The organism is Vibrio sp. 2092 (genome assembly GCF_033339635.1).
Classification (GTDB): Bacteria; Pseudomonadota; Gammaproteobacteria; order Enterobacterales; family Vibrionaceae; genus Vibrio; species Vibrio alginolyticus.
This window is the reverse complement of record NZ_JAWOUY010000007.1, coordinates 37,720-52,095: the sequence shown is the minus strand read 5'-3', so window position 1 is coordinate 52,095 and position 14,376 is coordinate 37,720. Positions and strand designations below refer to the sequence as shown.

At 44.7% G+C, this 14,376-nt stretch carries 11 protein-coding genes; 4 read left to right on the top strand and 7 right to left on the bottom strand.

Translation table 11 applies throughout. The annotated features are described in order from the left end of the window. Positions 1–193: 193 nt before the first annotated feature. On the top strand, positions 194–2,602 hold the full coding sequence (locus R7P80_RS13760) for a beta-mannosidase (protein ID WP_225491683.1): 2,409 nt from the start codon (positions 194–196) through the stop codon (positions 2,600–2,602). A 101-nt stretch (positions 2,603–2,703) separates the two neighbouring features. On the opposite strand, the gene R7P80_RS13755 is transcribed toward R7P80_RS13760, so the two are convergent. After that, the gene (locus R7P80_RS13755) at positions 2,704–2,958 is read right to left on the bottom strand and encodes a hypothetical protein (RefSeq protein ID WP_005387084.1); all 255 of its coding nucleotides are present in this window, start codon (positions 2,956–2,958) and stop codon (positions 2,704–2,706) included. Between the two features lie 167 nt (positions 2,959–3,125). On the opposite strand from R7P80_RS13755, the gene R7P80_RS13750 reads away from it, so the two are divergent. Continuing rightward, positions 3,126–3,485 carry a DUF6559 family protein gene (locus R7P80_RS13750; protein WP_054865478.1) on the top strand — a complete coding sequence of 120 codons (360 nt, stop codon included), beginning with the start codon at positions 3,126–3,128 and terminating at the stop codon, positions 3,483–3,485. Between the two features lie 137 nt (positions 3,486–3,622). After that, on the top strand, positions 3,623–4,657 hold the full coding sequence (locus R7P80_RS13745; RefSeq protein WP_054730624.1) for an ABC transporter substrate-binding protein: 1,035 nt from the start codon (positions 3,623–3,625) through the stop codon (positions 4,655–4,657). 107 nt (positions 4,658–4,764) lie between these two features. Here the strand turns inward: R7P80_RS13745 and tyrS are convergent, their stop codons facing one another. The 4 genes from tyrS to ppsA form a co-directional block, all read right to left on the bottom strand. Continuing rightward, positions 4,765–6,024, bottom strand: coding sequence for a tyrosine--tRNA ligase (gene tyrS, locus R7P80_RS13740; RefSeq protein ID WP_225491684.1), 1,260 nt, complete (start codon positions 6,022–6,024; stop codon positions 4,765–4,767). An 82-nt stretch (positions 6,025–6,106) separates the two neighbouring features. After that, the gene (locus R7P80_RS13735) at positions 6,107–6,913 is read right to left on the bottom strand and encodes a response regulator transcription factor (protein WP_025767978.1); all 807 of its coding nucleotides are present in this window, start codon (positions 6,911–6,913) and stop codon (positions 6,107–6,109) included. Positions 6,914–7,106: 193 nt separating this feature from the next. Next, positions 7,107–7,886 carry a hypothetical protein gene (locus tag R7P80_RS13730; protein WP_005373824.1) on the bottom strand — a complete coding sequence of 260 codons (780 nt, stop codon included), beginning with the start codon at positions 7,884–7,886 and terminating at the stop codon, positions 7,107–7,109. 170 nt (positions 7,887–8,056) lie between these two features. Next, positions 8,057–10,429: a phosphoenolpyruvate synthase gene (gene ppsA / locus R7P80_RS13725; RefSeq protein ID WP_005373822.1), complete on the bottom strand. Its 2,373-nt coding sequence runs from the start codon at positions 10,427–10,429 to the stop codon at positions 8,057–8,059. 251 nt (positions 10,430–10,680) lie between these two features. On the opposite strand from ppsA, the gene R7P80_RS13720 reads away from it, so the two are divergent. Continuing rightward, positions 10,681–11,517, top strand: coding sequence for a pyruvate, water dikinase regulatory protein (locus R7P80_RS13720; RefSeq protein WP_005373820.1), 837 nt, complete (start codon positions 10,681–10,683; stop codon positions 11,515–11,517). Between the two features lie 76 nt (positions 11,518–11,593). Here the strand turns inward: R7P80_RS13720 and ansB are convergent, their stop codons facing one another. Then, the gene (ansB, locus tag R7P80_RS13715; RefSeq protein ID WP_136976629.1) at positions 11,594–12,658 is read right to left on the bottom strand and encodes an L-asparaginase 2; all 1,065 of its coding nucleotides are present in this window, start codon (positions 12,656–12,658) and stop codon (positions 11,594–11,596) included. 370 nt (positions 12,659–13,028) lie between these two features. Next, the gene (locus R7P80_RS13710; protein ID WP_017819812.1) at positions 13,029–14,285 is read right to left on the bottom strand and encodes an adenylosuccinate synthase; all 1,257 of its coding nucleotides are present in this window, start codon (positions 14,283–14,285) and stop codon (positions 13,029–13,031) included. Positions 14,286–14,376: the final 91 nt, after the last annotated feature.

The following is a 14,376-nucleotide window of genomic DNA, read 5'->3' as shown; positions in this document are numbered from 1 at the left end:
AATATAACCTTAGATTTCGATTAATTTTTAACAGGTTAGCCAAGTTGCTGATTTTTGGGTAGAGATCAAAAGAAAGAGTTTTTACGTGAAATGCACCGCATTTCGTATGTAATTAACATTTCCCTTGTTTTTGCATGGGATTATCAGGATTACATTGAGAAAATATGTTTTTCCCAAGCTAAGGTTTAACTCGATGACTCACTTCGAACTTAACGGGCAGTGGATGCTTACCTCGCCACAGCGTCCCAATCTTGAAATTCCAATGTTTATTCCGGGCGATAATGTGTCGGCGCTTTTACAAGCAGAGCAGATTCCAGATCCTTATTTTGCCGATAATGAAAACAAAGTTCGATGGATTGAAGAGTGTGAGTGGCATATCTCACGTGAGTTTGAAGTCGACGCGTTTACGTTGTCTGCCAAGCAAATTTGGATGACGCTAACTCGTGTAGATACCTTGGCAACCTTCTATGTTAATGGTGAGTTAGCACTAACTTGCAGCAACATGTTTACCCAGCAACGTGTGGATATTAAACCGCATTTAAAGCAAGGTACTAACACGATTCGGGTTGAGTTTGCTCGGGTGGATTTAGAAGGTATCGCAAGAGCAAAAAAACTGCCATTTCCTATTCCATCGGCAATGGGCAACAACCAAATTCCACACATGAACTTGATCCGCAAAACACAATGCCATTCCGGATGGGACTGGGGCATTTGCTTGATGGTATCGGGTATTTACGACCCCATTCAAATCGACATTGTGAATGAGCTTTGGCTCAAAGGCTTCTCGACAGAGCAGCAATGGCAAGCCGATGGGAGTGTGTTTCTTGATGTAGTAGTTGAAGTGGAAACGGACAGTCAACGCCATGAAATGATTGTTGAATTTAATGGTGAGCGTCAATGTATTCAAACAAAAGGAAGTGGTCACTATCATTGCCAGTTCCACATTTTGGAGCCTCAACGCTGGTGGCCATCGGGTTATGGCGAAGCGTATCTCTATCCCATTACCATTTCTTGCAGAGAGCAAAAGTTAACGCACAACATTGGTTTGCGTCAGTTAACCCTAAATAACCAAGCTGATGAGCACGGCTCTGCAATGGAATTTATCGTCAATGGCGTACCGATTAATGCTAAAGGTGCCAACTGGATCCCTATTGACGCAATGCCGGGGCGAGAGTACGAAACACGTTATCGCAACCTTTTGCAAAGTGCGGTTGACGCCAACATGAACATGATTCGCGTATGGGGCGGTGGTCAGTACGAGAGTGAAACCTTTTATAACCTTTGTGATGAACTTGGCTTGTTGGTGTGGCAAGACATGATGTTCGCCTGCTCGTTGTACCCATCAAACGACGAGTTTTTAAAAGACGTAGAAGAAGAACTTAGATTCCAAATCCCGAGGCTTAAGAAGCACCCATCAATCGCACTTTGGTGTGGTGACAATGAAGTGATTGGAGCTATTGGTTGGTATGACGAATCTAAGCGCAGCAAAGTCAAATACACGGTTAACTACGATCGCCTCAACCGCATGATTGAGAAGGAGGTTACCGAGCAAGATAGCACTCGCCGTTTCTGGCCAAGTTCCCCATGTAATGGTGAACTGGATTTCGGTGATGCGTGGCATGATGATAGTAAAGGCGATATGCACTTTTGGGACGTTTGGCATTCAGGAAAATCATTCAGTGCCTACCTTGACGTGAATCCTCGTTTTTGCTCTGAGTTTGGTTTTCAATCTTGGCCATCTTTTGCTGAAGTTAAGCGGTTTGTCCCTGAGCAAGACTGGAATATTACATCCCCAACTTTCGAACAACATCAGAAGAACCCTCGAGGTAATAGTATTATCACAGAGATGTTCACGCGCTATTTTCGTTTTCCCTCTGGATTCGAGAGCATGCTGTATTTAAGTCAAGTTCAGCAGGCAATCGCGATCAAAACTGCATGCGATCATTGGCGTGCCATTTCTCCAGTTTGTCGCGGCATGCTGTACTGGCAACTCAACGACAATTGGCCTGTCAGTTCTTGGTCTAGTTTGGAATACAGTGGTCGATGGAAGCAGTTGCACTACCATGCGAAGCGATTTTTTGCGCCACAGTATTTGGTATTTTCCGAGCATACAGGCAAGTTGAGCCTACATTTGCTCAATGATGCCAAAGAGTCCGCAAGCGTCAACGCACTGCTTAAGTGGGTAGATTGGCAAGGGGAAGAAAAGCAATGTTGGAGCTTAGAACAAACAGTCATAGCAGACAGCAATACGATTTTGTGGCAATTGGATGAATCGATCGAGAAGGACGAACTTACGTCAGGCTTCTTCTATGTTGAAGCGCAAATCGGTGAAGACAGAATAAGCAACACATGGTTTAGTACTCACGAGCTAAAAACCTTGCCGATAGCGAAAGCCAATATAGGTGTCTCTATTGAAGGGAGGAAAATTACATTGATTGCGGATAAGCCTGCGTTTTTTGTTCATTTGGAGAGTGATGCTGATGGAAGGTTCAGTGACTCTAGTTTTACTCTGTTGGCCAAGGTTCCAATGACGGTTGAGTATTTAGGTGATGATGTTTCAGGTATGCAGCAGTCGTTGAGGGTATGCCACCTTAATGATTAAAGCGGGCATAGAACATCTACATGCTGATAACTAAAAAGGGAGCGTTTGCTCCCTTTTTAGTTATCAAGTATCCGTTATTAAGCTCAGGTGGAGACAGAGGACTATTTAAGTTTCTGATGAACCCGATAGCTAACGACAAAGCCAATGTAGAATAGTGCAGCAAGAGTAATCACTGCCGTCGCGTACGCCAGCAGGCTGTTTAACCCTAAACCAAAAGCCAAAGTGAAGGCGATACCATGAATGGCTTCCGCAGGGATTCGGTACCAAGCAGCGTGGACGGAAGATCCGAATAGGATAAAGGTACTAAGTAAGACAATCGTGCCGCCTATAAAGCCGACCCATCTGCTGTTGTTCATGTTGCAGTCTCAGGGGTTACCGAGGTAACGTAACAAAATATTTCAGAGTCGTATTATACAACCGATCATCGCGAAAAGCGCTAGAGAAATTTCGCGGATAAAACAGAGTGTTTTAATTCGAACAAAAGAATACGACCATAGCCAACTTAATACAGGAATAACAAAACATGTTGAGATTTATACAACGTCGTCGCATTAAGAAAGTGATTAAACTAATGAGTACCAGATTGGTGGTGGGATACGGCAGTCGTGACTACTTTTCGGTTGGTCAGGTAAAGACGAGCACCAGCGAGTTAAGCGCGTGCCAACAAAAAATTGCGTTGGCATTATATGCGGATCCGCAAGATCTTGATTTGGAAAACCAACCAGAGTTGCAAGCAATACGCTCAGACGTGGCGCATGACTTCTTCGCTGGTGTCGATTATACCGCTCAAGATGTGCTTAATTTACTCGGTTCTGGTGGCTGGAAAGGTGGCCGAATGGAAGATGGAATGTCTCATCATTTTGGTATGCACAGTCGCTATTAAAAACATGCGTTAATTTTATAAATTCGATAAATATTTTTGCTGTTAAAGATTAATTAAATTTTCTTTCAATTGGGTAACAATTACCTAATTATGCACCCGAATCCCAGCGCGTCGCTGGACTGGTTGGATTGCATACCATGAAATTAATCATCAAAGGATTGGGGCTGAGTGCTCTTGTGCTCAGCATGTTTGCTCATGCAGATAGCAAAACGTTGAACGTTTATGCATGGGGTGGCTATTTGCCGGAAGCATCGTTAAAAGCGTTTGAAAAACAAGAAGGTATTACGATTAATTATTCGACTTTTGAGAATAATGAATCAATGTACACCAAGCTAAAATTGCTAAAAGGTTCTGGCTACGATGTGGTTTTTGCTTCTGCGTACTTCATTGAAAAAATGGGGCGAGAAGGGCTGCTTTCGAAAATAGATCACGCTCAAGTGCCAAACATGCAAGACACAATGGACGGTTTACTTGGCCAAGCGCACGATCCTAAAAATGATTACTCGCTGCCTTATATTTGGGGCATTACCGGGATCAGCTACAACGAATCCATGGTTGAGCAACCAGTGACCAAATGGGCAGACTTATGGGAGTCTCAATACGAACAACAAGTCATGCTGATTGATGACGTTCGCGATGTGTTCGGTATGGCGCTGAAGAAAAATGGCCATAGCGTGAACACAAAAGACGAAGCAGAAATCGAGCAGGCTTTTGATTCTCTAGTCGCGCTGAAAAACAACGTATTACTGTACAACTCAGATGCGCCGCAAGTCCCTTACGTGTCCGGTGAAACATCGGTCGGCATGCAATGGAACGGCAACGCATTCCAAGGACAGGTTGAAATGCCTGAGCTGAAGTTCGTGATGCCGGAAGAGGGCGCGGTATTGTGGATGGACAACTTCACTATTCCGTCTGGCAGTAAAAACAAAGCATTGGCGCATAAATTTATTAACTTCATGTACCAATCAGAGAACCAAGCGGAAATCGTGACCAGTTTGGGTTATGCGTCGGCAACGAACGCTGGGCGTGACAAATTGCCAGAAGAGTTGAAAAACAACCGTACTATTTTCCCTTCATCAGAAGACTTGAAAAAAGGCGAGTTTATTAATGATGTTGGCGCAGAAACGTTAGCGATTTACGAAAAGTACTGGCAACGTTTAAGAACGCAATAAGCAACGTCTTTGCCTATTGTTAGGCTTAAAATCGTTCAAATTTGGATTCCCCTCATCACGAAAGTGGTGAGGGGAATTTTTTTATAGGTTTTGTACTGCGAGTGTTGCTACGCGGCACGCTTTACGAGGCAGAAGTGCTTTTTACCGCGTTGCAGTAACCAATATTGATCAAACAGTGGGAAGCTTAAACTCGGGTTATCAGCCGCCACTCTTTCACCGTTTACACTGATGGCGTTGTTGCTGATGTGTTCGCGTGCAACACGCTTCGAACTTGCTAAGCCCGACTCAATCAACAGCTCAACCAAATCTTGTTGTGTGCTCTCAATGCTTGGTAAACCATCCAACTCCAACTGTTTTAATTCACCCAAACTCAGTTGTTGCACATTACCGCTGAATAAAGCTTGAGTGATACGCTCGGCACTGGCTAGGCCTTCTTCGCCATGAACAAATCGCGTCATTTCTTCAGCGAGAATACGTTGTGCTTGTGGCTTACCTTGGCTTGCTTGGTCTTGCGCTTCAATGCTGGCAATTTCTTCGCAGCTCAAGAATGTGTAGTGACGCAAGAAGTGGTAAACGTCGGCGTCTTCTGCGCCAAGCCAGAACTGGTAGAACGCGTAAGGAGAGGTTTTGCTAGGATCTAGCCATACTGCACCGCCTTCGGTTTTGCCAAATTTGGTGCCATCGGATTTGGTGATCAGCGGCAGAGTTAAGCCAAATACTTGCTCACCATTTTGACGGCGAGTTAAATCGATCCCGCTGACGATGTTTCCCCATTGGTCATTGCCACCGATTTGCAAACGGCAACCGTATCGACGGTTTAGCTCGGCAAAATCGTACGATTGCAGTAGGGCGTAGCTAAATTCGGTGAAGGAGATACCTTGGTCAGGTCGTTGCAGGCGTTGTTTTACCGATTCTCGGTTGACCATAGTATTGATTGAGAAGTGCTTACCCACATCGCGAAAGAAGTCGATCACATTGATCGCTTTCATCCAGTCAGCGTTGTTTACCATGATCATCGGCTTGGCCAGTTGGTGATTCATCAACTGCTGAATTTGATTAGAAAGATCGTTAACCCAGCCTGAGACGATTTCCTCTGAGTTCAGACTGCGCTCAGTCGCTTTAAAGCTTGGGTCGCCAATCATGCCCGTTGCACCGCCAATCAAGGCAACAGCTTGGTGTCCGGCATCTTGAAAGCGCTTAAGCATAATCAAAGGCACGAGGTGGCCGATATGTAAGCTGCCAGCTGTAGGATCGAAGCCGCAGTAAACGGTTTGTGGCTGTGAGAGAAGTGTCTGAATTTCTTCCAAATCGCTGGCTTGTGCAATCAAGCCGCGATCTTGTAAATCTTGCAGTAATGGTGTCGTCATTCTTTTTGTCTGTTTTAGTGGTTGTTACATTCAGACTAAAACGCGACACCTTTTCTCGATATATCCCTTAAGGGACAGTTTTTTATCTTGAATGGAGAATGAGGTGATTGAGGAAAAGCTGGAATAACTCACTCAATGAAGACACATTTAATTGCGAGTAAATTCGCTTTCGATGATTTTTGACCGTGCCTTGAACTAAGTGTAACCGCGCGGCAATTTCTTTGGTGTCAAACCCTTGAGCGAGAAGCGAAGCCACCTCTTGTTCGCGACGGGTGAGTGATTCTACGCCAAACGTTGCTAAAGCTTGCTCAATGGCTAATCGCATACTGCCAGAATAAGCACTCTGTGCAAAAACAGGCTCAGAAAAGGTAAATTCCGTTTGTTTCCAATGCTGCTGACAAAGCGACTGAATTATCGGGAAATAGGGCTTTAGCTTATTGATTTGTTGCTGAGAAAAGTATTTTCCATCATTCATATACCCGAAGTACAGCATGACCCAACGGCCAGATTCAACTTCGACTAGCATGCTCAGTTCGTCTTTCCACCCGGTCTGATGGTAGAACTGTTCGCAGTAGGAAGTAAAATCAACGCCTTTACGCGCCACGTCTTTGAGCGTAAATACGCCTTGTTGCTTTGTCTCGTTTAGTTTGAGAAAAAAAGGGTCATTTTGAAATGAGTCAGTAAGGTAGCGTTGAAAAAGTAACTCTCGCTCGTTCTCAATTGAGTCGTAGAGATAAATAGGATGTTTACCTTCTCGGTAACCTAAAATAACTGCGCAATCAAAATGAAAAAGAGTGCGAATGACACGCATAAGTTTAGGAGTAAAGTTAGGCGTGTTAAGAGCAGAAATTGCTTCTGCTAGCAGATTATTAAAGTTATTGTCAGGCATGGGATACCGAATTGCAGGTGGTTTTGCGCAAGCATAACCAAAAGCAATCCAACGAGAAAGGGAAGTCGCCATCTTCTGGTGACTTCCATAGAGAAAGTTGCGTAAGTGCTCAGTTTTGAGGAATCATATCCCCGTTAACTTATTGATAAGGGTGCATAACAACGGTTTTATTTAAGCGATTAGTTGCTATGCATTACTGCGAGTTAGTGAGCTCTTCGTTAACCCAATATTTAGAACCAGACACGTTAGCATCGATGAGCAAACCTTTAGCGTTCAACTGATAGACGGCGACGCCGCTGTTAAATTGTTTTGAAAGTTGCTCTGAATCTTCGCCCGCAACAGCAGAGGCTTCACTTGTGGCCTCCCATCCTTCGTTGACGAACGTATCAAAGTCTTCTTTGCTCTCAAACAGAACCACTTGTTGGTAAAATTTGCCGCCAGCCCCAAGTGCAACGCCCAAACCAAACATATTCATATAAGTGCGTTCTTCTGTTTCCTTATTCACTGCGACTCCTGACCCTGAGTTGGTGTGGAACAGCAAAGATAATTTACGAGAATCAAAGACCGCGTAGCCGTACGCGTTGTCGTAAATAGCTTTTGCCTCCGGCTTTTCATTAAATAACTTGAGCAAAGCGCTATCTGCCATTAAGTCCACGGCTTGGCGAGCTTCTTCTGGCGTATCGCCTTCCATCAGCTCATCAATTTTTTTGTCGGCAGCATCTATCCATTCTTTGCTTTTCTCGATGCTGGCTTCTGTCCATTCGCCTGCGGTATTGATCGCTTCCTCGGACCAGTTCGTGAAATCTTGCCACGCTTGTTTTGAAAACGCTTTGGTGTCGTCCCAAGCATCTTGTGCAGTATCAGAAACTGCGTCGCCAAGCTCAGACATTTTATTGGAAATTTCATCCCAATCGGCATAAGCAGGGGATGCCAGGAGCATCAATGTAGTAAGGAGTGCGATAGGCTTTTTCATCAAATTCTCTCTGGAGTTATCGATATACCATTCATTTTAGGTCATCAGACTTTGATAATGAAATTGACTAAATGACGAACTTGAGAGAGGAATCACGAACTGATTGTGAAATGACGTGTGAATAACAAAGCCCTCACAAGGGGAGTGTGAGGGCTAGAGTTTATCGTGTGTTACTTGCTGCTAACTTTACCGAGTTTTAACCAAGTATCGATAACCGTATCTGGGTTTAGTGATACAGAGCTAATACCTTGATCCATTAGCCATTCCGCTAGGTCGTCGTGGTCTGATGGGCCTTGACCACAAATACCAACGTATTTGCCTGCTTTTGTTGCCGCATCAATCGCCATCTGAAGCATCACCTTAACCGCTGGGTTGCGCTCATCAAATAGATGTGCGACATCGCCAGAGTCACGGTCAAGACCAAGCGTTAGCTGAGTCATGTCGTTTGAGCCAATCGAGAAGCCATCAAAGTACTTCAAGAACTCATCGGCAAGGACCGCGTTGGATGGCAGTTCGCACATCATGATGACTTTAAGACCCTGATCGCCACGGCGCAGATCAAACTTCGCTAGCAAATCAATCACTGATGCTGCTTCGCTTGGTGTACGCACAAATGGGATCATGATTTCAACGTTTTTCAGACCCATTTCGTTACGAACGCGTTTGATTGCTTGAGTTTCTAGCTCGAAGCAGTCTTCAAACACTGGAGAAATGTAACGAGACGCGCCACGGAAGCCCAGCATTGGGTTTTCTTCATGCGGTTCGTAGGCTTTACCGCCAACCAAGTTGCTGTATTCGTTAGACTTAAAGTCAGACATACGAACAATAACGCGTTTCGGCCAAAATGCCGCAGCAATGGTTGCGATACCTTCTGTCAGTTTGCTTACGTAGAAATCGATAGGATCTTTGTAACCACGAATACGCTGAGTGATTTCTGCTTTTAGCTCATCGCTTTGTGCATCAAAGTTAAGTAATGCTTTCGGGTGGATACCAATCATCTTATTGATGATGAATTCAAGACGAGCAAGACCAACACCTTCATTTGGAATTTGTGCGAAGTCAAACGCGCGATCAGGGTTACCCACGTTCATCATCACTTTTGTTGGTAGCAGTGGCAGTTCATCAACAGAAGAGCGTTTTACGTCAAACTCAAGTTCACCTTGGTAAACGTAGCCCGTTTCACCTTCAGAACAAGATACGGTCACGGTTGCACCATCGGTTAACTTGCTTGTCGCATCGCCACAGCCAACGATCGCAGGAATACCAAGCTCACGAGCGATGATGGCTGCGTGGCAAGTACGGCCACCACGGTTGGTTACGATTGCAGATGCTTTTTTCATCACTGGTTCCCAATCTGGGTCAGTCATGTCTGTAACTAGCACGTCACCTTCTTGGACTAAAGACATTTGGTCCAGAGAGTCAACCAAGCGAACCACGCCTTTACCGATGCGCTGACCGATTGCACGACCTTCAACTAAAACATCCGCTTTGTTTTGTAGCTCGTAGCGCTCAATCACGTTTTGTTCCGTTTGTGAACATACGGTTTCAGGACGCGCTTGAACAATGTACAGCTTGCCATCAATGCCATCTTTTGCCCATTCAATGTCCATTGGACGCTGATAGTGCTTTTCGATGATCATTGCTTGTTTTGCGAGCTCTTTGATCTCGTCGTCGTTCAATGAGAACGTGTTGCGCTCTTCATCAGAAGTATCAACGATATCAACTTGTTTGCCGATTTCTTGGTTATCTGAGTAGATCATTTTGATCAACTTAGAACCAAATGTTTTCTTAACGATTGGGTGTTCGCCTGCTTCAAGCATTGGCTTGTGAACGTAGAACTCGTCAGGGTTTACTGCACCTTGAACGACCATCTCGCCTAGACCCCATGAAGAGGTGATGAAGACAACTTGGTCGAAACCCGATTCAGTGTCTAGTGTAAACATAACACCCGACGAGGCTTTATCTGAACGCACCATACGTTGGATACCCGCAGATAGCGAGATGCCACGGTGGTCGAACCCTTGGTGAACGCGGTAAGAAATCGCACGGTCGTTAAATAGAGAAGCGTAAACGTGCTTAGTTGCTTCTAGTACTGCGTCGATGCCTTTCACGTTCAAAAACGTTTCTTGCTGACCAGCAAAAGAAGCATCAGGTAGGTCTTCTGCCGTAGCAGATGAACGAACTGCGACTGAAAGCTCAGGATTGCCTTCGATCAGTTCTTGGTAATTTTCACGAATTTCTTGTTCAAGGTCCGCAGGGAAAGGGGCCTCTAATACCCATTGACGAATGTTTGCACCTGTCTTACGCAGAGCTTCTACATCTTCAACGTCTAGTTCATCGAGTAATTGGTGAATACGCTCATCCAAACCTTCGTGGTCAAGGAATTGGTTAAACGCGTATGAGGTTGTCGCAAAACCATTTGGTACAGAAACGCCTGCGTTTGCTAGGTTAGAAACCATTTCGCCAAGTGAAGCATTCTTACCGCCGACTTTGTCGACATCATCCATGGATAGGCCATTGAACCAGAGGGTGTTCTTTTGCATGTCTTTCTCCAGAAACATTGCAGCTTAGTAGGGGGACTTAAATCGATCTAAACAATCGCATGTTGGCTGTTATTACACGTTGACCATACATTGCTTCATTTAGATTGATATCAAAGGCAAACGATTACGTTCTGGCTGAAAAAAATTCAAAAGAATTTTTAAAGCTGTGGTGAACCTAACTGAAAGCCAAACTGATTTATTAATATTATGTGTACCATCCTACTCAAAAGATTTTGAAAAATTAAACAGAAATGCAAATAAATAACCAAAGTCGTGATGTATTCTATGTTTCTGACGGTACGGCGATAACATGTGAGACATTAGGGCATGTTGTTCTCGGTCAATTTCCGTTCATTCCTAACGAAAAAACCTTTCCGTTTGTAGAAAGCCAGGACAAAGCTACTGACGTAGTCAAAGAAATTGAAACTTCCTACCAGCGCAATGGCGTCAAACCTCTGGTCTTTTTCTCAATTGTCGTTCCAGAAGTACGTGAAATGCTGCTTGAAGCGCCGGCATACAGTTACGATGTGTTGGAGAGTATTGTGCAGAAAGTGCAAGACGACATTCAGATGGCACCAAAGCCTAAGTTGCAGCGTTCTCGCAGTGTGGGGAAAGATTCCGACACCTATTTTGACCGTATTGCGGCTATTGAATACACATTGGCGCATGATGATGGCATCACGCTAAAAGGGTTGGAACAAGCCGATATTATCCTGCTGGGAGTATCGCGCAGCGGAAAAACGCCGACTAGCTTGTACATGGCGATGCAATTTGGTTTACGTGTTGTGAACTATCCGTTCATTGCGGAAGATGTGAAGATGATGCGTTTGTTGCCTGAGTTTGAGATCCATCGTCATAAGTTGTTTGGGCTGACTATCGATCCCGAGCGCTTGACTGAAATCCGTGAAAATCGTTTGTCTGGAAGTGATTACGCTAGCACAGAGCAGTGCAAGCTGGAGCTAGACACTGTTGAGGCGTTGTTTAGAAGAGAGGCGATCCCATATATCAATACGTCCTCTCTGTCTGTTGAGGAAATTACTACGCGTATTCTGGAAAAAGCAGGAATGAAGCGTCGCTTGTTTGGCTAACAAGAGACGCTCATGTCGCTATGTGTAAGAGGAGGTAAGGTGTGTACCTCCTCTATCGAATGAACCTTAGACAGAATTAATAGTATTGGAACATCTTTTGGATGTCTTGATAGTTTTTGGTCTGAGTCAGTGACAGCATCAGTAAGATACGTGCTTTTTGTGGGTTCAATGTACCAGCGGCAACAAAGCCGTATTTTTCGTCATCAATTTCAGCATCCAAAGTGGTTGAGCCGCTAGGCGTTCGGGAGCTTCTTACAACAACAACGCCATCTTTACTCGCTTTCTCTAGCTCATCAAACACAGTGTGGTACAAGTTACCATTACCGACACCAGCACTTACGATGCCGTCAAACTTCGCATCCACAAAGGCTTTCACTGGCAAATTGGAGGCATTTGCATAGTTATAAACAATACCGACCTTAGGCAACTTAGTAAGCTTTGATACATCGAATGGGGTTTCTGTCGTATGTTTACGCTCTGGGCTTCGTTGATATTTGGCATCGCTATTATGAATGTAGCCGATAGCACCAAAGTTGGGTGACTGGAAAGTGCTGACGGAGGTTGTATTGGTTTTTGTCACATCTCGCGCATCGAAAATCGTGTCATTCATTGCGACTAGCACGCCACGTCCTTCTGAATCTTCATCGGTGGCTGTTACGACTGCATTGTATAAGTTGACTGGTCCATCAGCACTCATTGCGGTGGAAGGACGCATTGCCCCGACGATCACGACAGGCTTTTTGCTCTTGACGGTCAGATCAAGGAAGTAAGCGGTTTCCTCTAACGTATCCGTACCATGAGTAATGACGATGCCGTCAACATCATCTTGAGCGAGTAGCTCATTAACTCTTTTCGATAATTTTAGCCACACTTCATCATTCATATCTTGTGAACCGATACTGACCACTTGCTCTCCAGAAATATCGGCAATGTTGGTCATACTCGGCACCACAGAAATCAATGATTCAACGCCGACTTTACCTGCTGTGTAGTTTGACTCTGTTGCAGATTGACCTGCGCCTGCTATGGTGCCGCCAGTGGCAAGAATTTTAATGTTCGGAAGATCGGATTGCGCGAAAGACAAAGAACTAAGGCACAAACCAAGGGTTATCGTACTGAGGCTGAAAAGATTTTTCGTCATGGGAATCACCTGCTGTTAGGTTGGATGTTGGGGAACTCATCTATCCTAAAAACAGCGGGTTAGATTTTTTGAGTACTAGTTCAACAAATTGCAGATGAAGATCGTGATCAACTAATCACTTAAAGAATATCAAATCAACCAGTTAACCTAATTGACGTGCTTCTTTAACAAGTGAGATGTGCTAGTAACGTGCACAACGTGTTAAGCCCTATAATTTATTGATTTATAAATAAAGGAGGTAGGAGTCTCGTGATGAGGTTACTAAACATGAATTTAACCGTGCAATTTTTCAAAGTTTACAGTGTAAAAAAAAGCGGCTTTACCCCGGAACAGATAAAAGCCGCTTGCCAATGATGTGTTAATTCACATCTTATCGCATAATCATTTGTTCACGACCAGGACCCACAGACACCATTTTTACTGGTACGCCCATGAGTTCCTCAATGCGTAGAACGTATTTCTGTGCTGCTACTGGAAGCTCTTCAAACTTACGACAACCAGTGATGTCCTCGCTCCAGCTTTCCATCTTCTCGTAGATTGGTGCAAGAGAGGCAGTTTGAGGCCAGATTGGGTTTTCGTTGTGGTCGCCTTCGTAGCCAACACAGATTTTCAGATCGTTAAGGCCAGTCAAACAGTCTACTTTAGTTAGCGCAATTTCAGTTGCTGCTTGCAGTTCAACACCATTCTTAGTAGCGACTGCGTCGAAGTAGCCCATATCGCGTGGACGACCTGTAGTTGCACCGAACTCGCCTGCAAGTTCGCGGAAAGCATCTTGCTCTTCCATTGCAGTGATCAACGTACCAGTACCTACTGATGAGCTGAATGCTTTTGCAACCGCAATAACGCGCTCAGGGCGAAGTGCCGGAAGACCACTGCCGATACCCGCGTACATTGATACAACGTTAGAAGATGTTGTCCAAGGGTACTCACCGTAAACAAGGTCACGACCTGCGCCAAGCTGTGCTTCGAACAATAGTGTTTTGTCTTTCGCTTGTAGTTCTTTTAGAGGAAGCGTTACGTTGCAAATTGAATCGCGCCAAGGTGCAGAAACTTCTAGCAGCCAGTTCGCCAGTTCTTCAGCGGTTTGTTCAAACTCGAACGTCGGGTAAAGTGCACGCAGTTGCGGCAGTTTCCAATCCATCATGAATTGAAGGCGTTCAACCAATACTTCTGGTTGCTTCAACCAACCAACTAGGATGCCTTTCTTCATTACGCGGTCACCGTACGCAGGTGCAATACCTTGACGAGTTGAACCGTATGCTTTGTCGCCTAAACGTTGTTCTTCTAGCGTATCTTCTAGTGCGTGTAGAGGTAGACACAGTGTTGCGCGATCAGAGATGCACATATTCACTTTTACGCCCGCTTCTTCAACTTCCGCAATCTCCTGAGACAGCAACGCAGGGCTGATAACCATACCCGGACCTAACACTGCCAAACAATCTGGGTTGAATACGCCACTTGGTAGCTGGTGCAGCTTAAACGTACCTAGATCGTTAACCACGGTGTGACCCGCGTTGTTACCACCTTGGAAACGAATGCTCGCAGAAGCTTGCTCTGCCAAAAAGTCAACGATGCGGCCTTTGCCTTCATCACCCCAGTTTGCACCCACAACAACGATAGACGACATAATTTAATCTCCAAAAACAGATGCAAAAATCTTAAGACGTTCGCCATAATAAGAGAAATTAATTATACTCATTAACTTGATAAGAATTTCA

Bases quoted from the DNA above. Each gene is read 5' to 3' on its own strand.
- R7P80_RS13760 (WP_225491683.1), top strand. From the start codon at position 194: ATGACTCACTTCGAACTTAACGGGCAGTGGATGCTTACCTCGCCACAG.
- R7P80_RS13755 (WP_005387084.1), bottom strand. From the start codon at position 2,958: ATGAACAACAGCAGATGGGTCGGCTTTATAGGCGGCACGATTGTCTTA.
- R7P80_RS13750 (WP_054865478.1), top strand. From the start codon at position 3,126: ATGTTGAGATTTATACAACGTCGTCGCATTAAGAAAGTGATTAAACTA.
- R7P80_RS13745 (WP_054730624.1), top strand. From the start codon at position 3,623: ATGAAATTAATCATCAAAGGATTGGGGCTGAGTGCTCTTGTGCTCAGC.
- tyrS (WP_225491684.1), bottom strand. From the start codon at position 6,024: ATGACGACACCATTACTGCAAGATTTACAAGATCGCGGCTTGATTGCA.
- R7P80_RS13735 (WP_025767978.1), bottom strand. From the start codon at position 6,913: ATGCCTGACAATAACTTTAATAATCTGCTAGCAGAAGCAATTTCTGCT.
- R7P80_RS13730 (WP_005373824.1), bottom strand. From the start codon at position 7,886: ATGAAAAAGCCTATCGCACTCCTTACTACATTGATGCTCCTGGCATCC.
- ppsA (WP_005373822.1), bottom strand. From the start codon at position 10,429: ATGCAAAAGAACACCCTCTGGTTCAATGGCCTATCCATGGATGATGTC.
- R7P80_RS13720 (WP_005373820.1), top strand. From the start codon at position 10,681: ATGCAAATAAATAACCAAAGTCGTGATGTATTCTATGTTTCTGACGGT.
- ansB (WP_136976629.1), bottom strand. From the start codon at position 12,658: ATGACGAAAAATCTTTTCAGCCTCAGTACGATAACCCTTGGTTTGTGC.
- R7P80_RS13710 (WP_017819812.1), bottom strand. From the start codon at position 14,285: ATGTCGTCTATCGTTGTTGTGGGTGCAAACTGGGGTGATGAAGGCAAA.